A 20,877-nucleotide genomic window follows, 5' to 3' on the forward strand; every position below is an offset into this window, starting at 1 on the left:
GATGTGAAGTCTGATCCGCCGAAGAAGTGGCGCCATCTTCTCGTTATTGAGGATCAAGAGGGTCGGCGTACCATTCCCTTGGAAGCCAGTACCTATACAATTGGGCGACATCCCAGTAATACGATTGTTCTTAAGTCGCCAATGGTTTCCCGTCAGCACGCTGTTTTGCTACGGGTTTTGGATCCCAGCAGTGGTAATTTTTTCTTTCGCCTCATTGATGGCGATCTACAAGGGAAGCGCAGTGTCAATGGTCTGACGGTCAATGGCAAGCCCTGTCAATCCCACATTCTCCAGCATAAGGATTTGATCGTCTTTGGGGGTGATGTGCGTGCCCGCTACCACGCGATCGCCAATATTTCTGACTCCGGGTTCAATCGCTACACCCGCGCCCTCGAAGCATCAAGTATCTCAGATCAAGACGTGGCCTCTTTGGGGGGTGCCTTCGTCAGCAGTGAAATGTCTGAGGTGACCGAAATCCAACTGCTGCGGTTGTCCTCTTTTCCAGAGTTAAGTCCCTATCCGATCATTGAACTGGCTCCCAATGGCCAAATTACCTATCTCAACCCAGCGGCCATTCAGGAATTTCCCGATCTTGGGGAACCAGATGTGCAGCATCCGCTGCTATCGCGCCTCAAAAGCTGGTCGTTGCAGGAAAAGCGATTTTCTGTTGAAGAAATCAACGTTGGCGATCGCACCTACGAAGTGACAATCCATCTGCTGCGGGAGAGCCAATTAATTCGCTGCTACATTACCGATATTACTGAACGCAAACGTTCTGAACTCGCCCTGCGCATTAGTGAAGAACGCTATGCTCTGGCAGCTGAGGGCGCCAATGATGGCCTTTGGGATTGGCAGATTAGCGATCGCTCGATGTATTATTCTCCCCGCTGGGAACTGCTGGTTGGCGAAACCCCCGGTACCCTACAACCCACCATCGAGGAATGGTGGCGGCGTGTCCACCCCGATGACCTAGAGCGGCTACGCCAGAGCATGAAGGAGCATCTTCTCAGTACCCGTCCCCATTTTGAGTGTGAGTTTCGGATTAAACACGCCGATGGCAGTTACCGTTGGATGCGATCGCGAGGCAAAGCCCTGCGCAATGAAGAGGGGCAGCCCTATCGCATGGCCGGTTCGATGACCGATGTCACAGAGTACCACTTGATTCAGGAGCAAATTCTCCACGATGCGCTGCACGATGCCATGACGGGGCTACCCAACCGGGTGCTCTTTATGGATCGGCTGACGCAGGCCATTACCCGCCGCGTGCGACGTCCCAACTCCCTCTTTGCGGTGCTGTTTTTAGATGTGGATCGCTTTAAGGTGATCAACGATAGCTTGGGGCACTTAGCTGGGGATCAACTCCTGATTGGCATTGGCCAGCGACTGACGGCCTGTACCCGCGCTGAGGACACGATCGCCCGCCTTGGGGGTGATGAATTTGCCATTCTCTTGGAGGAGTTAACGACTCCCGCCCAAGCGATCGAAGTGGCAGAACGAGTGCTAGTGGCTCTGAGCCGTCCCTTTCTCCTTGAGGGGCATGAAGTCTTTACCAGTGCCAGTATTGGCATTGCCTTCCCCAGCGAGGAAAGCAAAACGGCTGAGGACTTATTGCGAGATGCGGATACCGCCATGTACCGCGCGAAATCCTTGGGCAAAGCTCGCTATGAAGTCTTTAGCATGACGATGCGTGCCCAGAGCATTGCCCTGATGCAAATGGAAACTGATCTGCGACGGGCGGCAGAGCGCGATGAATTTTTGGTGTACTATCAACCGATTGTTGATCTATCAACGCTCAATATTGTCGGCTTTGAAACGCTGCTGCGCTGGCAACATCCCGAACGGGGAATCGTCTCCCCCGGTGAATTCATGACTGTCGCCGAAGAAACGGGTCTGATCCTACCCATTAGTTGGTGGGTGATGGCAGAAGCCTGTCGGCAAATGCAACGCTGGTCAAAGGTGTTTCCCCGCAGTCGCGGTTTAAGCATTAGTGTCAACCTCAGCGGTCGTCATTTCCAGCAAGCGGATCTGCTGCTCAACTTAAGATCAATTTTGTCAGAAACAGAATTTCCCGCTGAGCGACTGCGCCTTGAGGTGACCGAGGGCATCTTGATTGACAACAAGGAGGTAGCGATCGCCACCCTTGAGGAAATTCGCGCCATGGGCATTGGCGTGTATATGGACGACTTTGGTACAGGATATTCTTCCCTGAGTTATTTGCACCGTTTTCCCATTGACACACTAAAAATTGATCGCACGTTTATTTCCGCTCTCAACAATGAGGAATCTTCGGCGACAATTGTGCACACGATTCTCATGCTGGCGCATTCTTTGCGGTTGAAGGTGGTGGCGGAGGGTATTGAAACACGCGATCAGTATCGCGTTCTTCAGGCGCTTGGCTGCAACTATGGCCAAGGTTATTTCTTTGCCCGCCCCCTCTCAGCTCAACAGGTGGAACAGTTATTTGCCAGCCAATTGTTGCCGCACCTAGTACGCCCCACTGCCAAAAAGCACAATACGCACCGTCTCCACTAAAATTTCCAAATCCAGATTGAGCGACCAATTGTCAATGTAGTAAAGGTCAAGGCGTGCCGCTTCATCAAAATTGCCAATCTCAGAGCGGCCAGAAATTTGCCACAGCCCGGTAATCCCTGGCATCACCTGATGGCGAATATGGTGCCAAGAATGAAAACGGGCAACATCCCGCAGGGGTAGCGGACGCGGCCCCACTAAGCTCATGTCTCCCCAAAGGACATTAAACAGTTGCGGCAGTTCATCAATGCTGGTCTTGCGCAGGAAACTGCCGAGGCGCGTGCAGCGGGGGTCGTTTTTGACCTTGAAGAGAATGCCATCGGCGGATTCATTTTGTGTTTCCAACTGCGCTTGGAGTTGCGGGGCATCGGCTCGCATGGTGCGAAATTTCCACATCTGAAAGACTTGGCCGTGGAGTCCTACCCGCTCTTGGCGGAAAAAGACAGGCCCTGGGGAGGTGAGTTTGATGGCGATCGCCACCACGATAAAGAGGGGTGCCAGCACCACGATGCCAAAGAGTGCCAAAATCACGTCCAAATAGCGCTTCAGCCGATATTCCCAACCATTGAGATACGTCATATCTACCCGCAGGGTGGGCAAAGCCGCCACAATTTCCGGGGTGCCGCGGCGGTAGAGCATTTCCAAGCTGGAGGGGATCAACCGTAGGGCAATGCCATGTTGGCGTAGCTGCCAATAGAGGGCTGAAGCGAGATGGGCTGGGGGGAGGCCTTCTACAATCACCTCTTGGGCTTGACAGTTGAGAATCTCGGTCAGGGTTTCCGGTTCATTGGCCATGGTGGCGATCGCCCTGCCAACAATCTTATAGTTCGAGCGTTGCTCTAGTAGGCTGCTGAGATGCTCCTGTCGCTCCGGGGGCGCCACCAGAAAAGCGCGAATCGGTTGCCGTAGGGTGCAAATTTTAAACGCCAGACTCACGGCTAAGCGCAAGATCACGGCGAAAACCACACTGAGACCCCAAGCACTAAAAAACAGTGAGCGAGGCAAATCTACCTTGGGATCATAGAAGTAGGCGATCGCCAGTGCCAACAAATAGCCCAAGCTCAGTACCTTAGCAAGGCGCAGATAATTTTTCCAATGGCCGCGCGGGTGATACAGCCCACTCACAGCAATCAAAAACAATAGACCAGTGGCAAAGAGCCAAAAGACACTGGGCAATCCCAGCCAGTACCACGCTGCTAAATCAGGGGGCAACGGCGCATAGAAGCGATTGAGTTGTAAGCCCAACTTCCAAGCCAACACCAACCCCACGAGGTCACTGGTCAATAGCAGCAGGGCAAAGGCTGTTTCTGAGCGCAACCACATCCGACGGCAGCGGGGTGCCCGAATATCGCGGGGAGACGTGTGAGACCGCATCATGGAGCAACACAACAACAATGGCTAGGGTTTAGTATTCCGCAGAACCCCAAGGGGCGATCGCGGTGCAATATCTCTTTGCAGACCCCCATAAATCCTTGACAATAAGAGACAAACAGTCCATTTACCCAACCTCCATGTCCAGCGATTTAATTTATCCTTCCACTCTCTTACTCACGAGTCTCTTGGCCGTCGGATTTGTGTTTTTTATTCGTGCTTCCACCAAAGAACGCATTGAAACCAAAGAATGGCTCATTGCCCAGCCCATTGCTGAACTTGCTCCCCGCCTCAAGCAGTATTTCCAGCAGCGGGGCTACCGCCTGCATACCGTCAGTGCTGATGGCAGTGAAGTGACGTTTCAGGGAAATGTTGCCGCTAGTCCCTTTTTGGCCGCATTGCTTTTTGGCCTTGCCGTCTCCGGTGCCACAGCGATCGCCCTTGTGTTGACCGTTCTCTTTCCCGATCGCGGCATTCTGGCCTTTGGTCTGATTGGCCTGACGCCCATTGCCCCGTGGTTCTATTGGCGAGGTGCCCAACGGCTCGAAACCGTCAAACTCTCTTTGCAACCCCATGCGATCGGTACCCAAGTCACCCTAGAGGGACACCGCGATGAACTAATGACTTTCGAGGACACGGTGTTGGGAGCTTTGTAGGCTGCCTTCTTGGCTGAGGTGCATAACGGAAAAAACATCACAGGATAATCTTTTGACGACCTGTGAGGGACTTCGCGATGACCTACTCGCAAACCACCACCACCACTGATGAGCGTACCTTTGGTCAACTCCTGCTTGAACTCGACATCCACCTCAGTCCCGAAGAAGTGGATCGTTTAGAGAAAAACTTTCGGGTGTATCTCGCCTGTGAAGGCTACCCCCTCACTAAAGTTCCCCACTGCGCTGTCGAGCGTCAGGTAGATAGTCATGGTCGCTTGATGGCTGAAACGGTCAAGCCCAGTTCCCTAGAGACCAACGCCGCCTTTGAGCGGGCTTGTCAATGTGCTCAGATGTCCCTGAGTCACCTCAGTGCGATGACCGAACGCTTCCTAGGGGATCTCCAAGACTTGGCCACAAGCCACGGTTACCCCAAACGGTTGGGAACTGACCTTGCGCGGGGAATTCTCGCCAACTATTGGCAACAGTGGGGTCGGGAGCGATTTTACCAATGGGTGATTTGGTTGGTGGAAAATTACACCAATGAATCCACGGAAGAAATTCGTGAATTGAGCGAACTCTATGAAACAGCGTTAGAAATTTATGATCAACTGTTTCGGGATTATTGCGGCTTTTCACCGCGTCTAGGGGCGAAATAATGCCCAACTTCGGTGGGGGACTTTGCTAGAATCAGTCAACAGATAGTTTTTCTGTGGTCAGCGGTAGGCTATCGCTCCTAGGTATCTTGCGAGGTCGGGTTTCTATGCACTTAAGTGAACTCACCCATCCCAACCAGTTGCATGGGTTGTCCATTGCCCAATTGAGTCAAATTGCCGCCCAAATCCGCGACAAACATTTGGAAACGGTGGCGGCCACGGGAGGACACCTTGGACCGGGCTTGGGGGTTGTCGAACTCACCCTCGCACTCTACCAAACCCTTGACTTAGATAAAGATCGCGTGATTTGGGATGTGGGGCACCAAGCCTACCCCCACAAAATGTTGACGGGTCGCTACAACAACTTCCATACCCTGCGGCAAAAGGGAGGAATTGCTGGCTATCTCAACCTCCGCGAAAGCCCCTTTGATCACTTTGGTGCCGGTCATGCCTCCACCAGTATTTCCGCGGCCTTAGGGATGGCGATCGCCCGCGATCTCAAGGGAGAGAAGTTCAAAGTCGTGGCCATTATTGGTGATGGTGCTTTAACTGGGGGGATGGCGCTAGAAGCGATTAACCACGCCGGCCACTTGCCCCACACCAACCTGATGGTGGTGCTGAACGACAATGAGATGTCCATTTCCCCCAATGTGGGCGCGATTCCCCGCTATCTGAATAAAATCCGCCTCTCGCCGCAGGTGCAATTTATTACTGATAACCTCGAAGAGCAGTTCAAACATATCCCCTTCTTTGGTGAAAACCTAACCCCGGAGATGCAGCGCATCAAGGAGGGCATGAAACGCCTTGCGGTTCCTAAGGTGGGCGCCGTCTTTGAGGAACTGGGCTTTACTTACGTTGGTCCGGTGGATGGCCACAATTTGGAAGAACTCATTACCACATTCCAACATGCCCATACGATTTCCGGTCCTGTCTTGGTTCACGTGGCAACGGTTAAGGGCAAAGGCTACGCGATCGCCGAGAAAGACCAAGTGGGCTACCATGCACAAAACCCCTTTGATCTCGTCACTGGTAAGGCCAAACCCTCCAGCAAACCCAAGCCCCCCAGCTACTCCAAAGTCTTTGGCGAAACCCTGACTAAACTCGCAGAAAACGATCCGCGCATTGTTGGCATTACAGCGGCGATGGCCACGGGTACAGGGCTAGATATCCTCCAAAAACGGGTGCCCAACCAATACATTGATGTCGGCATTGCCGAGCAGCACGCCGTAACAATGGCCGCCGGCATGGCCACCCAAGGAATGCGCCCCGTAGCGGCGATTTACTCCACCTTCTTGCAGCGCGCCTACGACCAAATTGTTCACGATGTCTGCATCCAAAAGCTACCCGTCTTCTTCTGCATGGATCGGGCGGGGATTGTCGGTGCTGATGGCCCGACCCACCAAGGGATGTACGACATTGCCTATTTGCGCTGCCTACCCAATATGGTGCTGATGGCACCCAAGGATGAGGCGGAATTGCAACGTATGATTGTAACGGGCATCAACTACACCGATGGCCCGATCGCCCTACGCTATCCCCGGGGCAATGGCTATGGTGTCGCCCTCATGGAGGAAGGCTGGGAACCCCTCGAAATCGGCAAAGGGGAACTCCTGCGCCCCGGTGAAGAGATTCTCTTGGTGGCCTACGGCTCAATGGTCTATCCGGCGATGCAAGTGGCAGAAATCCTCAAGGAACACGGCATGAGTGCCGCAGTGATCAATGCCCGCTTTGCCAAACCGCTAGATACTGAGTTGATTCTGCCTTTGGCGAAACAAATTGGCCGCGTGGTCACCTTAGAAGAAGGCTGCCTGATGGGGGGCTTTGGCTCGGCGGTACTCGAGGTACTCCAAGAGGCGGATATTTTGGTGCCGGTGTTACGTTTAGGAGTACCGGATATCTTGGTTGAGCACGCTAGTCCCGAAGAATCAAAGGCTGACTTAGGACTCACACCCCCACAAATGGCTAAAACGATCATGGAAAAGTTTGGGGTGGCTCAACCAAGGGTGGTCACTGCCTCCTAGGGAGGGGCGAGGACAATCGCGGCATTTTGCCCCCCAAAGCCGTAACTACAGCAGAGAATGTGCTCTAGAGGGGCAGAACGCGTCTGTTGGACAATGTCCAAGTCAAAGTCGGGAGTCTCACAGCCAACACAGGGAGGAATCTGCTGCTCCCGTAAGGATAAGCAAGAGAGGGCGATCGCGATCGCGCCAGCAGCACCTAGGGTATGCCCAAGGGCCCCTTTGTGACTGGTGACCGCAACCCCTTGACCAAAAAGGGTTTGCATCCAAGTGGCTTCGGCGGCATCGTTACGCTGTGTGCCCGTACCGTGACTATGGATACAGTCGATCTGTGGCGGTGTTAGCCCCGCCTGAGCCAAGGCCTTTTGAATGGCTAGGAGAGCACCGGTTTGGTGGACACTGGGGGCAGCCATATGCTCGGCATCAGCACTGAGACCCACTCCAGCAATTCGGGCATAGGGGTCAATGCCTCGCGATCGCGCCCGTGCCTCAGATTCTAGGACGACAATAGCACCGCCGGCCGCTAAGCCAAATCCCTGCCGCTGGCGATCGAAGGGGGCCGCACGCTCCTGAGCCAATACCCCCAACTGCCGAAATCCCGCCAAGGTCAAGGGGGAGACGGCGGACTCGACCCCTCCCGCCAACACCAGATCACACTGGTTCTGCTCAATGAGTAATGCCCCTTGGGCGATCGCCCACATTCCCGTGGCACAGGCGGCTGTGGGGTTGAGCACTATCCCCTGAATGCCTGCAATTTGTGCTACCTGCTGCGAGACAGTTGCTGGCAAGGTTTGTAACCATGTTTCTCGCGATAGAGAAGGCTGCCGTAACCACGTTTCCCACTGTGCTTGAAAGCCCCGACTGGAGCCAACCACCACTCCAGCATCGCCTAGGGGAACCGTTAATTTTGCGTCGTTGAGCGCTTGAGTTGTCGTCGCAGCAATAATTTTCTCAATCGGTAAGGTCGTTGCACCCACCAGTCCTTTAGGCGTGGCGATGAGTGCCGTTTTTCCTTGACAGTAGCGCCGCCATGTGGCGATCGCGCTCTCCCCCAGAGCTGTCCACAGACCAATACCGGTAATAACAACATTCACTGCACGATTTTATTCAAGATTTGTTCAGGATATGATCGACATCATCAAGCGTGACGTGAGGACAGCAGGCTTGGAAGCGGCAATGGAGTATTGTGTGGTGATGGTTACCACGGCCACAGAAGCTGAGGCACTCTCCTTGGCCGATCAACTCGTGGCTGAGCACCTCGCTGCCTGTGTGCAAATTCTGCCTATTCAATCAATATACCGCTGGCAAGAAACCGTACATCGCGATCCAGAATGGCAATTGCTCATTAAAACTCGCATCACTTTATTTGAGCAGGTGCGCGATCGCCTGCTGGCATTACACAGTTATGAAGTTCCAGAAATCATTGCCCTGCCAATTATTGCCGGTTCTCCTGCTTACTTGAGTTGGGTCAAAGAACAAACTCAAAAAATCTCTAGAGGTTAAGAATGCCTGAACCCAAAATCAAAAGCTTATATTACATTACCCATGTGAACAACCTCTCCTCTATATTCCAACACGGAATTCTTGCACATGAGCAAGTCGTAGAACGCGGTCTTTCCCCGACACCTATCTATAACGCAGACATCGTTGCGCATCGGCAACACCGCCTCGCACCAAATGGTCAGAGTCTATGGCAATATGCCAACCTCTATTTTCAACCCCGAAATCCCATGCTTTATAAAGTATTAAGTGAAATCAATAAAAACAATGTTGTCATTTTAGGAATTAAACCCCGTATCCTAGATATCAAAGGAACCTTCATTGCTTTAGGGAATGCAGCCCACTTCGTTACTGAAATCCGCGATGCTAAAACTGGACTACAAATCATCCATCGCGATTATTGGAGCATTCTCAATAATGACTGGTGGAAAACTGAAGATGGTACAAAGCGAAAAATTATGGCGGAATGCTTGGTTCCAAAAGTGGTTCCCCCCACTGAGATTCATTCTGTTTATGTTGCAAGTCAGGAGATGGCAGAGCGCCTTCGACAACAGTTCAGTTCTGTTGAAGTCGTAGTTGAACCCCACATGTTTTTCCAACCCCGACGACGTGCTGCAATTACGACTCATCTATCTTGGGTGGATGGAGATATGTTCTTCTCCCAAATGCAAACCCTAACAATCAGTGTCAATACCGTCGGTGTAATGGGTAAGGGATTAGCCTCACGGGCAAAATATCAATTTCCGGATATGTACGTCGTCTATCAAGATGTCTGCAAGAAAAAGCAACTTACAATGGGGAAACCATATTTGTATAAACGTGAAGCTTCTCTAGACAGCGATCTAGCGGATGAACCTTTGAGCTTACCCAACTTGAATGCCAATAAATGGTTTTTACTCTTTCCGACTAAAACTCACTGGAAACGATCGTCTGACATTACAGGAATTGAGCGAGGTTTGCAATGGTTAGTGGATAGCTATCAAGCAGAAGGCATTCAATCTCTTGCTGTTCCCGCCCTTGGCTGTGGCTTGGGGGGTCTAGACTGGAGGGAAATAGGACCACTGATGTGTCGTTATCTTTCACAAATGCAGATTCAAGTGGCTATTTACTTGCCCTAGGAACAAGAGGTACCAGCAGAGTTTTTAACTAGGGATTTTTTACTAGCCGCCTAAGGTGGCCGTTTTTTCCCCAACTGCCTAGCACGGTCTAGACATGTCCCCATCGCAAACTTAAGATAGAAAAATGGTTTCCCTTGCCCGCAAAAATCTCTTAGAAGACTTTAGTCGCTTTCTCGTGGCTCAACTAGGCATCACGTTTGCCGTCAGTCTCGTCACCATTCAAACGGGACTCCTTGAGGGATTTGGGCGATCGGCCACTCTCTTGGTGAACAAAAGCCAAGCGGATTTCTGGATTGCCTCCAGTGAGTTGCGCTATTTTGGCTTAACGTTGCCTATTGAGTATCAAGTTGTCCTCGATGCCCAGGCAGTTGCAGGGGTTGTAGCCGCAGAACCTCTGTTGATCCAGTCAGCGATGTGGCGCCGTTCAGAGACAGAGGCGATCGATCCAGTGCAGGTGGTGGGTATTGAACCAACAGGCACCTTGCTGCCCTTGACGACAGTTGCTGGTGCAACCCTGACGGAGCTAGAGGAACCCTACAGTGTCATCGTGGATCGCATTGACCTCAATGCCCTTTCCCTTACGGCTCTAGGGGAGCAAGGTCGCGTGAATAACTACCCAGCGACGGTCACTGGCTGGACGCGCGGTGTCAAATCCATTGTCTCTAGCCCCTATGTCTTTACCTCGTTAGAAACGGCGAACCTTTACTTGAACTTCCCGCGGTTTGATACCAGTGAGCCGGTTCCCGAATTTCTGCCGTTGGTGTCCCCCAGTACCCGCATCACCTATGTTATGGTAAAAGCCAACCCGGCAGAGGATCTAGCAAAAGTGCAGGAGCGCTTGCGGGCAGCCTTTCCCAACTATCAAGTGCTCAGTCGTGCCGCCCTGAGTGAAATGACGCGGCGCTATTGGTTGGCCAGTACCAGTGTGGGGTTCATTTTGGGGCTAGGAGCAGGGGTGGGCATCGTTGTAGGGATAGTGATTGTCAGTCAGATTCTCTATTCCTCGGTGAGCGATCGCCTACAGGAGTATGGCACCCTCAAAGCAATGGGGGCTTCTGACGGGTACTTGTATCGCATTATTATTGAGCAAGCCCTGTGGATGGCCGTACTGGGTTATCTGCCCGGTTTAGGCCTGTGCTGGGGACTGGGGATGTGGACCATGCAAGCCCGTGCCATCCAAATTATCATTACTCCCCAACTTGCCCTCGCCGTTTTTAGTGCCACCGTCGCCATGTGTGTCAGTGCTTCCCTATTGGCGATTCAAAAAGTGATGCACCTTGATCCCGCCCAAGTTTTTCGAGCTTGAATCATGCCCCGCCCTACCCTCCCTTGGTCAACCTGTCCGCCTCAAGGAGAACCTGTCCTCAGTGGTTGGGAACAGGCGTTGAGTGAAGTGCCCCGTTGCCCCCCCTTGCCCCCCCAAATGCTCCCCTCTATTCGCGCGGCCTTTGCCTGTGCCCTCCATATGCACCAGCCGACCATTCCAGCGGGGGAGGGCGGCAGCCTCATCAGTCACTTGCAGTATATGCTGATGCATCCCCACGAGGGGGACAATCACAACGCAACCCAATTTCTCTGGTGTTATCGACGCATGGGGGACTGGATTCCCCAGTTGGTGGCTGAGGGCTGTCAACCGCGGATTATGCTCGATTACTCCGGCAACCTCCTCTGGGGGCTGGAGCAGATGGGACAGGAAGAGGTGCTGGACGCCCTACGGCGGATTACCGTGGATGCCTATGCTCCCTATGTGGAATGGCTGGGCACCTGCTGGGGACATGCGGTGATTCCCTCCACTCCAATCGCTGACATTGAGTTGCATATTCGCGCTTGGCAGCATCAATTTGTGGCCCTCTTTGGGGTTGAGGCGCTGCAACGGGTACAGGGCTTTTCACTGCCAGAAATGCATTTGCCCAACCATCCGGATACGCTCTTTACCTTGGTGACCTGCCTCAAACGCTGTGGATACAGTTGGTTGCTGGTACAGGAGCACAGTGTTGAACAGTTGGATGGGTCGCCGCTACCCTACGCTGCCAAGTATGTACCGAATGTCCTTGTGGCGCGCAACTCCCAAGGAGAGGTGGCGGAAATAACGGTGCTGATTAAAACCCAAGGCTCGGATACGAAACTTGTGGCGCAAATGCAGCCTTATCACGAAGCTAAGCATCTGGCCACTCACTGGCAGGCTCCCCTTGGTCCCCCCTGTGTGAGTCAAATTGCCGATGGTGAAAACGGTGGTGTGATGATGAATGAATATCCCCGCGATTTTATGCCGGTGTGGCATGAGATAAAAGCGAATCCAGAGGCGGGGGTGGTGGGTCTCAATGGCAGTGAGTACCTTGCCCTCTTGGCGGCTCAGGGAGTGACTAGCGATCGCTTTCCTCGCTGTCAAGCGGTACACCAACATCTACTCTGGCAGACCTTAGGGGATAGCCCGATGACGCCAGAAAGGGTTGCGGCAGCGATCGCCCACCTTGAACAAACCAATCCCCACTTCTCCATGGCGGGTGCCTCTTGGACGAATCACCTCAGTTGGGTCAAGGGCTATGAGACCGTTCTGCAACCGATGGAACGCCTGAGTGCCGAGTTTCACCGCATCTATGATCCTTTGGTGGCGACTGACCCGCAAGTGACCCAAAGCCCTGCCTACCGCGAAGCGCTCCTCTATGTGCTGACATCGCAAACCAGTTGTTTTCGCTACTGGGGCAGTGGCCGCTGGACAGACTATGCAAAAACGATTTGCGATCGCGGGATGGCACTGTTGCAAGAAACTAGTGTTTGAGAGGGAGTTTGCCAAGAATTCGTAAAATAAGTTATGGCATGGCAGAACTGGTGCATACCTCCTTTAGGAGCGATTGTGGCGGGTTCCCTCGCCGTCGCCCTTACCCGTGAACCGCTTCCTGTGGTGGCGGTCAGTTCTGCGGGGGCATGGGTGGGCACTTGGGTGCAAGATCGTCAACGTCATTCCCTAACCCCCCAGATCGAAGACCTCCTCCAACGTTTAGAGGAAAGACTGCAACACCTTGAAACCCGCACTTCTGGAAATGGCCCGCGTCGTACCGCTATTTTCTACGACATTGAAAACCTGATCAAAGGCTACAACATCAAAGCCGCAGATGTGGCCAAAATCTCCCTCGCTGCCATCCAAGCCCATATTCGCCAAGCCTACCCCATCGAGCGGGTGCTGCTGCAACGTGCCTATGCCAACTGGAGTGATGCTCGCCTTGGGCCACTGCGCCGGGAAATGCACCAATTGGGCATTGAGCCTGTACAGGTCTTTGGCTTTTCCTACGAAAATCGCAAAAATGCTGCTGATATTCAATTGGCGATTGATGTGGTGGATTTGATTTTTCAGGATGACCGCTTTGATACGTTTGTGATTGTCTCCGGCGATGGTGGCTTTGGCTCCCTTGCCAAGAAGTTACGGCAGTACGGCAAAACAGTCATTGGCTGCGCCTACGAAGATGCGGCTGGCAAGAGTTTTCAGGCCATTTGTGATGCCTTTGTCCACATCCCTGATCCAACCGTAAAACCCCGCCCACCTGTCGCCAGTCCCGCTCCCCCCATTGAAGCGCCGCCGCCCAGCATCCCATCCTCCGCCATTCCCTTAGATCCTGATAATCGTCGTTTGTGTGCGGATTTAAGTATCAGCTTGGCTCGCCATGCCGAGGGGGCGATCGCCAAAACGCGGCAGATTCTCGATTGGTACCGCCGTGATTCGGAGTGTGGCAAGCTCCTGCGGCAGGAAGGGCTACCCATTAGTAAAGTCCAAGGGGCGGTACAAGCCCTGCTGCCCAACTTTGACATTTTGCAGTTGGGGATGGTCAAGTTCTCGGAATACTTGCGCTACGTCTGCAAAAACACGATCTTCTGCGTCTTTCATCGGCAGGGCAGTGCCAATCAACTGCGTCTTGGCCTACGGGAGCATCTTCCCCCCAGTGCTGTGGTGATGGCCAATTTTGAAAAGCGTCCCCTCCATAGTCTGGCAACCTATCGCGCTTTGCTCAGTCACGAACGGGTGGCGATCGCCCAACCCCCAGCCTTAGCCTATGTTTTAGCGTGGCTCCTTGACCATCGCGATTGCGCTGCCACCCTAGAAGAACTGGCCACCATGATTGAGCAAACCGCCCCAGCGGAGATTGGTGGCAGTCAAATTGAAATTGCCTTGAATAACTGCCAAGCGGCCAATATTCTTGTGCCAGCTCCCCACAGTGGCGATCGCTATTTTGTTGCTGCGAAAATCACAACCCTTCCCGCAAGCTATGCCGCACTGGCGCAGTGGCTAGATCAGACCCTTCGGGTGTTTTTTGAACGGGTAGGGGCGCATCCGAAACCAGAACTGTTGCGGGCACTCATTGAGCCATCTGTTTCTGTGCACCAGTAAGCGATCGCCATGGAATTTCCTTGGTTGGTGTGGCTAGAAACCTGTGAGAGCACGAATACATGGGCATTGCACCATGCCGATCAACTCTATGGTGGTCAAGTCATCTACACTCAGGCACAAACACGGGGGCGAGGTCAGTACAACCGCACTTGGCAGTCCCCAAAGGGAGTGTTGACGGCCTCCTTTATCCTGCCGCAGTCGGCGGCGATCGTTGCTCCCAGTGTCCAAGCAGGGATAGCCGTGATGCGGGCGTTGAGTGGGCTGCGACCAACGGTGGAACGCCATCTGCAATTGAAGTGGCCGAATGATGTGATGGTTCAGGGCAAGAAACTGGCGGGAATTCTCTGTGAACGCCGTTCCCCTTGGCTGGTGGTGGGGGTGGGACTTAACCGCTGTGTTGATGTTGCCGCAATGGGTCTTCCCCAAGCCATTAGCCTCCACACGCTGCTTCATTCTCCCGAAGCGGTGCCTACGGATCTGGAACTGCTAGCGGCGATTCGCGCTGAGCTTTTGTGGTGTTGGCAACAGTCCCAAGGGGTGCAGATCACGGCGCAGCGGGATTTTTTACGGGGGCGATCGCTGACTCTTGTTCAAGGAGCACAAAGGTGGCAGGGCATCGGTGTGGGCATTAGCGATCGCGGGACGTTGCAAGTACGCCTGAACAATGGGGAGTTGCGAGAATTTAGCAGTGGCCATGTCCTCTACAGCGGCGATCGTGCTCCCTAGATCTGGCTTGCTGAAATGGGTAGCCCATCTGCGAAAATTGTCCTTGGTACTACAACCATCTGAGGTGGGCATGAAGGGTTGGCAGGTCTGTTGGCAACGGGCGATCGCTTTCGTTCTCAGCATCGTTCTCCTGTGGTCAGTGGGGGGCATCGCAGCGGCAAAATCCAGTGGCTCGCTAGCAGAGGTGGCGGCTCCTGTAGCCATTGAGGATATGAAGGATTGGTTCGATCGCTATGAACCGCGGCTGAAAATTCTCACCCCCGAAGCCAACCAAACCCTCCAAAGCCGCAACGTCACCGTCAAGCTAAGTGTCCAAGGGCTGCGCCTGTTTCAAGATCAGCGCACAGGGTTAGGCCCCCATGTGGAGGTGGTGCTCGATGATCTGCCCAGCCGCAGTGTCTATGACCTGAACACCCCCATTGAATTTACGAACCTTGAGCCGGGAACGCACCTTCTCCGTGCTTTTGTTGTATACCCTTGGGGTGAAAGTCTGAAAAATCCCCTTGCCTATGCTCAAACGGCCTTTCATCTCTATACCGCAGATGAGGACACTCGATCTGCTAGTCTTCCCCTGATCACCTACAATCAGCCCAGCGACACCTATGGTGCTGAACCAGTGCTCCTTGATTTTTATCTCAGCAACCTGCCGTTGGATCAACAATTAAACAATGAGAAAGTCTGGCAGGTGCGCTGCACGATCAATGGTCAATCCTTCACGGTCGATCGCTGGCAGGCCTACTATCTCACTGGACTCCAGCCGGGGGATAACTGGGTACGGCTCGAACTTCTGGATGGCAAGGGTCAGCGCATCCCCTCTCCCTACAATCCCATTACCCGCCTCGTGACCTATCAACCCAATGGCAAGGATGTCCTCTCGCGCCTGCTGCGGGGAGAACTGGCCGCCAAAAATCTTCAAAGTAGCCTCAGTCCGGATCTCCCCAGCAACCTCCCCCCTGAACCGACCCCAGAGCCAACACCCGTCGTTGAGGAATCCGCCGCTCCCTCCGAGCCGACCCCAGAGCCAACAGCTGTTGTTGAAGAATCTGCCGCTCAGACCCCCGTTGCTGAGGAACCTACACCAACGTCGGCAGTAGAGGTACCAACACCCACCGTTGAACCTGTAGAGGAAACGCCCGTTGCACCAGAGCCAACCCCAGAACCCACCGTCAAAGCAGCCGAAGAGACACCGCCCCCCACGCCGCAAAAGCCCTTCTGGCAGCGCCTGAATCCCTTCAAGAAAGCAGAAAGCCCGACTCGTTCTGTTCTCGTTAGCCCGCGAGTTCCATCCAAGCCGTCCCCACCTTTAGAGCAACCGACTCTAGAGACCACTGCACCTGAGGTCACTGAACTGGAAACTGCTGCCCCTCCAGAGGATTTGCCACAATTAGAAGAACCAACGCCCCCGCAGGAGTAAAACCATGCAAGAAACCTCCTTGGCCACTGTTCGCCTTCAACCTTCATTTGCCGTTCCTTTAGCCGTTCTGCTGTTGAGTGTGCCCCTATGGTGGCTGCGCTGGTGGTTGGGCTTGCCCCTTTCGCTCTTTGCGATATTTTTGGCTGTGCAGGCGGCGACGCTGCGCTTGGAGTTTACGGCAACCGCTCTCGATGTCTATCGGGGCAGCCAACAGATTCGTCACTTTCCCTATCAGCAATGGCAGCACTGGGAGGTCTTTTGGCCGGCCTTCCCCGTCCTCTTTTATTTTCGGGAGGTCAAGAATATCCACTTTCTGCCGATTCTGTTTGACGTCAAAACTTTAGTACAATGCCTCCAAGAACGCTGCCCACGCACAGCCTTTATTTCCACGGTTCGCAATGACGGATGACCCTACGGTGACTGATGCCTCTGAACCTACCCCAGAGGAACTAACTGCCCTCAAAGCTCAACGGGATGCCCTCAAAGCTGAAATTCAAGCCCTTGATGCTGAGTTTCATCGTCTCGTCCACGATCGCCTCAAGTCCCTTGAAGAGCGGCAACAAAGTCTGCAACTCACGATTGAGCAACTAGAACGGCGCAAGGAACGCATTGAACAGGAGCTCCGCCGCAACTTTGTGGGTGCCTCCCAAGAACTCGCGATTCGAGTGCAGGGGTTCAAGGAATTTCTCGTCAAGAGCATGCAGGAGTTGGCGGCCACCGTTGAGGAAATGGAATTGCTGCCCCCGACGCCCGCTGTCGTGGAAACTGCCCCTGCCCCAGCAGCAACAGCGACAACGCCGCCCAAGTTAGTTCTCGATGAGGGATTTCAGGAGGAAGCGGATCGGATTCGCCGTTTGCTAGAGCAATATCGGAGTAGCCCCAACTACTATGGCCCTCCTTGGCAGTTGCGACGCACGTTTGAGCAAGTTCATGCTGAGCGGGTAGAAAGTTGGTTCTTTGATCTTGGGGGACGGGGTGCCCTGCGATCGCTCCCCAGTCGGTTGCAAAATATCCTTGTTGCCTCGGCAATCATTTCAATCCTGCGGGACTTCTATGGCGATATGTTGCGGGTTTTGGTCTTAGCTGATTCCCCTGAGCGGCTGGGGGACTGGCGACGCGGCTTGCAGGATTGCTTGGGCATTAGTCGCCAAGATTTTGGTCCCGATCAGGGGGTGGCGCTCTTTGAATCTGCGGATGCCTTGGCCTTTCGTGCCGATCGCCTCGAGCAGGAGGACTACATCCCTCTAATTCTTATTGATGATTCCCAACCCCAAGTCAGCCTTTCACTACTGCAATATCCCTTGCTCTTGGGCTTTGCCCCTGAACCCCAGTTGCGTCCTAGCCGTAGTTCTGATTTCTTTGAGTAGGGAGGCTCCTGTGACCACTGCACTCATCCTTGGACTGCTGGCGCTCGCTAGCTACCTGCTCGGCTCGATTCCCACGGGCTACCTCTTGACCAAAGCGCTGCGGGGGATTGATATTCGTGAGCATGGCTCTGGCTCAACGGGGGCGACCAATGTGCTGCGGGTAGTGGGCAAAGGCCCCGGACTAGTGACGTTTTTAGTCGATGTGGGCAAGGGACTAGGGGCAGTTCTTTTGGCGCGATGGGTTCTGGGGCAATCTTGGAGTACAGTACCGACCACTTGGTTGGAATTTGTGCTGCTGGCGATCGCCTTCATTGCGGTTCTAGCCCACAGTAAGCCGATTTGGTTGGGCTGGCGCGGCGGCAAATCCGTTGCCACTGGTTTAGGGGTGCTCCTTGCCCTCAATGCCCCCACGGCTTTGGCCACCTTTGGGGTGTTTCTCGTGGTCTTGGCGGCCAGCCGCATTGTCTCCCTGAGTTCAATCACTGCTGCTATCTCCTTGCCCTTCTGGTTTTGGTTCTTTACACAGTCGTGGCCCTTTGTCGGCTTTAGCGTGATTGCAGGTGCCTTTGTGATTTGGCGACACCAGAGTAATATTCAGCGCCTGCTTGCAGGGACAGAGCCACGGTTGGGCGCCTCGGAAGGATAGACCTCTTAGAAGGTGACTTTTGGACGGGTTCGGCGTTCCTTAATGCCCCCCATATTTTAGAAAAGGGTTGTATTTGTACATTTGGAAGACCTCTGAGGTTGCTACCATGAGTGGATACCAGTTTTGGTGGGGAGATTTGTGATGGAAACACTGCGGGGGCGTGATTTGCTGAGCATCGCCGACCTCTCACGGGCAGAGGCGGAATATCTGCTGGATTTAGCAGCACAGATGAAAATCGGCAAGGTGGCTTCCCAGTGTCCTAAGGTCTTGGGGCTGCTGTTTCAGAAGGCTTCGACCCGTACCCGTGTCAGCTTTACGGTGGCGATGTACCAACTGGGCGGCCAAGTCATTGACCTGAATCCCCAATCCATGCAGGTGGGGCGTGGTGAACCGTTGCCCGATACAGCACGGGTATTGGATCGCTATTTGGATGCGGTGGCGATTCGCACCTATGGTCAGGCAGAACTGCAACTTTTTGCCGACTATGCCCGGATACCTGTGATTAATGCCCTCACCGATCGCGAGCATCCCTGTCAGATTTTGGCGGATTTGCTGACGCTCCGGGAATCCTTTGGCACATTGGCGGGACTGACCCTCTGCTACATTGGCGATGGCAATAATGTGGCGCATTCCTTACTACTGGGCTGTGCCCTCTTGGGGGTGAATATTCGTGTGGCTTCGCCACCGCCGTTTGCGCCTTTGCCCGATATTGTGACGCAAGCCAAGGCATTGAGTGGCGGTAAGAGTGAAGTGACCGTTCTCACGGATCCGCAGGCCGCGGCTAAGGGTGCCCATGCGCTTTACACGGATGTCTGGGCGAGTATGGGACAGGAAGCAGAAGCGGGCGATCGCCAGCCCATTTTTCAGCCCTACCAAATTAATGATCAACTGCTAGCCCTTGCGGATCCACGGGCGATCGTTCTCCATTGCCTGCCGGCTCACCGCGACGAGGAAATTACGGCCAGTGTTCTTGAAGGGCCGCAGTCTCGGGTTTGGGAGCAGGCGGAAAATCGTCTCCATACCCAGAAGGCTCTACTTGCCACTCTCTTGGGATAGGGTGATGCTCTACTCCCGTTGGCAGAAATTCAGCCTCTCGGATCGGTTATTGCTGGTGGGGGCGGTCATTTGTGGGGCTTTTTTGCTGCTGGCGGTTCTTGCTCCCCTTGGCCAAGCCCTCGGTTGGATTGCCAATCCCCAAGAATTTCTTGACTTTCCGATTCACGCGCCGCCTTCGCCGCAGCACTGGTTTGGTACGAATCGCTTGGGCTATGATGTCTTTTCCCGCACGATTTTTGGTGCCCAAGCGGCTTTGCAGGTGGTCTTGGTGGCAACGCTTTTGAGCTTGGTGGTGGGGGTGCCCTTGGGATTGTTGAGTGGCTACCGCGGGGGCTGGCTCGATCGCGGGTTGCTCTTTTTCATGGATACGATTTACACGTTGCCGGGGCTACTCCTAGCGGTAACGGTGGCCTTTGTGGTCGGCAAGGGGGTGCTCAATGCGGCGATCGCCCTTAGTGTCGCCTATATTCCCCAGTACTATCGCGTTGTGCGCAACCACACGGTGAGCCTAAAAAATGAGGTCTTTATCGAAGCTGCCCGCGCCCTTGGTGCCTCGACCCCCCGCATTCTGCAGCGGTATCTTTTGGTGAATGTGCTTCCCAGTATCCCCGTGCTCTTTACCCTCAATGCTGCCGATGCCATCCTGACCTTGGCAGGGCTGGGGTTCTTGGGCTTAGGGTTACCGCCGCAGGTACCAGAGTGGGGGCAGGATCTACGACAGGCCTTGGATGGGTTGTCGGTGGGCATCTGGTGGACGACGCTCTTTCCGGGGCTAGCCATGACATTGCTGGTCGTGGGTCTGTCGCTCCTTGGTGAGGGTTTGGGAGAACGTCTTGATCCCCGACAGTTGAGTTAACCAACAGTGCCTAATCATGCCTGATCATGTCTTGGTGACCGGTCCGAGTCGCAGTGGCAAGAGTGAATGGGCAGAAGCCGTTGCTACCCAAAGCGAACAACCGGTGATTTATATTGCGACGGCGATCGCCCCCCCAGAGGATACAGAATGGTTGCAGCGGATTGAACAGCACCGTGCTCGCCGCCCCGCTGAGTGGCAATTGCGGGAGTGCCCCCTCGAACTGGCTGCCCTGCTGCGTGACCTGCCGCCTGATCATTGTGCCCTTGTGGATTCCTTGGGAACATGGGTGGCCAATTGCCTAGATCAATCTCAAGATCAATGGCAAGCAACCGTTACTGAATTCCTAGCGAGTGTGCAAGGGTGTGCCGCTCAACTCATTTTTGTTGCTGAAGAGGTGGGCTGGGGAGTTGTTCCTGCCTATGCCAGTGGCCGCTGTTTTCGCGATCGCCTAGGGGAACTGTGTCAGCAATTGAGTCCGTTGATGGCGGAAGTGTATCTTGTCACAACTGGCTTTGCACTGCCGCTGCACCAATGGGGTATTTGTCTCAGACATCTTAGGGATAAATTGGACTCGCAAGGATAGCCC

At 54.0% G+C, this 20,877-nt stretch carries 19 protein-coding genes; 17 read left to right on the top strand and 2 right to left on the bottom strand.

Translation table 11 applies throughout. The features are described from left to right. Positions 1–3: 3 nt before the first annotated feature. A complete protein-coding gene (locus tag RHP47_RS11635) occupies positions 4–2,532 on the top strand; it encodes an EAL domain-containing protein (RefSeq protein ID WP_310840556.1) in 2,529 nt (842 codons plus the stop codon). On the opposite strand, the gene RHP47_RS11640 is transcribed toward RHP47_RS11635, so the two are convergent. After that, positions 2,485–3,903, bottom strand: coding sequence for a sugar transferase (locus RHP47_RS11640; RefSeq protein WP_399374392.1), 1,419 nt, complete (start codon positions 3,901–3,903; stop codon positions 2,485–2,487). The genes RHP47_RS11635 and RHP47_RS11640 overlap by 48 nt on opposite strands. Before the next feature lie 137 nt (positions 3,904–4,040). On the opposite strand from RHP47_RS11640, the gene RHP47_RS11645 reads away from it, so the two are divergent. From RHP47_RS11645 to dxs, 3 genes are all read left to right on the top strand, one after another. After that, complete coding sequence (locus RHP47_RS11645; RefSeq protein ID WP_302677137.1) at positions 4,041–4,556, top strand: cofactor assembly of complex C subunit B; 516 nt, start codon at positions 4,041–4,043, stop codon at positions 4,554–4,556. Positions 4,557–4,633: 77 nt separating this feature from the next. Further along, positions 4,634–5,212 carry a hypothetical protein gene (locus RHP47_RS11650; protein WP_190278090.1) on the top strand — a complete coding sequence of 193 codons (579 nt, stop codon included), beginning with the start codon at positions 4,634–4,636 and terminating at the stop codon, positions 5,210–5,212. A 104-nt stretch (positions 5,213–5,316) separates the two neighbouring features. Then, complete coding sequence (gene dxs, locus RHP47_RS11655; RefSeq protein ID WP_149821062.1) at positions 5,317–7,230, top strand: 1-deoxy-D-xylulose-5-phosphate synthase; 1,914 nt, start codon at positions 5,317–5,319, stop codon at positions 7,228–7,230. Here the strand turns inward: dxs and RHP47_RS11660 are convergent. Beyond that, a complete protein-coding gene (locus tag RHP47_RS11660; RefSeq protein WP_149821064.1) occupies positions 7,227–8,321 on the bottom strand; it encodes a beta-ketoacyl-ACP synthase in 1,095 nt (364 codons plus the stop codon). The two genes, dxs and RHP47_RS11660, sit on opposite strands and share 4 nt — an antisense overlap. 31 nt (positions 8,322–8,352) lie before the next feature. On the opposite strand from RHP47_RS11660, the gene cutA reads away from it, so the two are divergent. From cutA to cobU, 13 genes are all read left to right on the top strand, one after another. Beyond that, entirely contained in the window at positions 8,353–8,730 is a 378-nt protein-coding gene (gene cutA / locus RHP47_RS11665; RefSeq protein WP_286625828.1) for a divalent-cation tolerance protein CutA, read from the top strand. Positions 8,731–8,732: 2 nt separating this feature from the next. Further along, positions 8,733–9,845 (top strand): DarT ssDNA thymidine ADP-ribosyltransferase family protein, encoded by a 1,113-nt coding sequence (locus RHP47_RS11670; protein ID WP_310840557.1) that lies wholly within the window; start codon positions 8,733–8,735, stop codon positions 9,843–9,845. 124 nt (positions 9,846–9,969) lie between these two features. Beyond that, the gene (locus RHP47_RS11675) at positions 9,970–11,151 is read left to right on the top strand and encodes an FtsX-like permease family protein (protein ID WP_149821068.1); all 1,182 of its coding nucleotides are present in this window, start codon (positions 9,970–9,972) and stop codon (positions 11,149–11,151) included. A 3-nt stretch (positions 11,152–11,154) separates the two neighbouring features. Continuing rightward, positions 11,155–12,624 carry a glycosyl hydrolase family 57 gene (locus tag RHP47_RS11680; RefSeq protein WP_149821070.1) on the top strand — a complete coding sequence of 490 codons (1,470 nt, stop codon included), beginning with the start codon at positions 11,155–11,157 and terminating at the stop codon, positions 12,622–12,624. A 75-nt stretch (positions 12,625–12,699) separates the two neighbouring features. Then, entirely contained in the window at positions 12,700–14,226 is a 1,527-nt protein-coding gene (locus tag RHP47_RS11685; protein WP_190278091.1) for an NYN domain-containing protein, read from the top strand. A gap of 9 nt (positions 14,227–14,235) precedes the next feature. Beyond that, entirely contained in the window at positions 14,236–14,952 is a 717-nt protein-coding gene (locus tag RHP47_RS11690) for a biotin--[acetyl-CoA-carboxylase] ligase (protein WP_286625835.1), read from the top strand. A 70-nt stretch (positions 14,953–15,022) separates the two neighbouring features. Beyond that, positions 15,023–16,366, top strand: a complete 1,344-nt coding sequence (locus RHP47_RS11695) for a hypothetical protein (protein ID WP_310840558.1) — start codon at positions 15,023–15,025, stop codon at positions 16,364–16,366. A 4-nt stretch (positions 16,367–16,370) separates the two neighbouring features. Beyond that, entirely contained in the window at positions 16,371–16,775 is a 405-nt protein-coding gene (locus tag RHP47_RS11700; protein WP_310840559.1) for a DUF3119 family protein, read from the top strand. Then, positions 16,765–17,733, top strand: a complete 969-nt coding sequence (locus tag RHP47_RS11705; protein ID WP_149821078.1) for a DUF3086 domain-containing protein — start codon at positions 16,765–16,767, stop codon at positions 17,731–17,733. Before RHP47_RS11700 ends, RHP47_RS11705 begins: the two co-directional genes overlap by 11 nt. Before the next feature lie 10 nt (positions 17,734–17,743). Further along, the gene (gene plsY / locus RHP47_RS11710) at positions 17,744–18,379 is read left to right on the top strand and encodes a glycerol-3-phosphate 1-O-acyltransferase PlsY (protein ID WP_149821080.1); all 636 of its coding nucleotides are present in this window, start codon (positions 17,744–17,746) and stop codon (positions 18,377–18,379) included. Between the two features lie 141 nt (positions 18,380–18,520). Next, entirely contained in the window at positions 18,521–19,435 is a 915-nt protein-coding gene (argF, locus tag RHP47_RS11715; RefSeq protein WP_286649676.1) for an ornithine carbamoyltransferase, read from the top strand. A 4-nt stretch (positions 19,436–19,439) separates the two neighbouring features. Further along, positions 19,440–20,291 carry an ABC transporter permease gene (locus RHP47_RS11720; RefSeq protein WP_190278093.1) on the top strand — a complete coding sequence of 284 codons (852 nt, stop codon included), beginning with the start codon at positions 19,440–19,442 and terminating at the stop codon, positions 20,289–20,291. Between the two features lie 16 nt (positions 20,292–20,307). Next, a complete protein-coding gene (gene cobU / locus RHP47_RS11725; protein WP_149821086.1) occupies positions 20,308–20,874 on the top strand; it encodes a bifunctional adenosylcobinamide kinase/adenosylcobinamide-phosphate guanylyltransferase in 567 nt (188 codons plus the stop codon). Positions 20,875–20,877: the final 3 nt, after the last annotated feature.

Origin of the sequence: Thermosynechococcus sp. QKsg1, from assembly GCF_031586415.1 — a bacterium.
Lineage (GTDB): Bacteria > Cyanobacteriota > Cyanobacteriia > Thermosynechococcales > Thermosynechococcaceae > Thermosynechococcus.